At 60.0% G+C, this 275-nt stretch carries 1 protein-coding gene; it reads right to left on the bottom strand.

The features are described from left to right. Positions 1-53: 53 nt before the first annotated feature. On the bottom strand, positions 54-275 hold a 222-nt coding region (locus E4T81_RS15825), incomplete at its 5' end, for a hypothetical protein (protein WP_209308219.1).

The following is a 275-nucleotide window of genomic DNA, read 5'->3' as shown; positions in this document are numbered from 1 at the left end:
ACAGGCAGTGTAGGGGCGAGTGGAAGCTCGCCCGCATGTTTGCAGGACCGCGGTCATTCTGGTTTCAGCATTGCGTGTAGTGCGGGCGACCTTCCAGTCGCCCCTACAGCTACGCGATACACTGCGCGGTGGGTTGCGGTGATGCCATTGGGTTGCATGAGGTTTATACAGGCAGTGTAGGGGCGAGTGGAAGCTCGCCCGCATGTTTGCAGGACCGCGGTCATTCTGGTTTCAGCATTGCGTGTAGTGCGGGCGACCTTCCAGTCGCCCCTACA

The sequence above is a fragment of the Barnesiella sp. WM24 genome (assembly GCF_004570975.1).
In the GTDB taxonomy this organism is placed as follows: Bacteria; Bacteroidota; Bacteroidia; order Bacteroidales; family Muribaculaceae; genus Muribaculum.
This window is presented reverse-complemented; position numbering and strand designations above follow the sequence as displayed.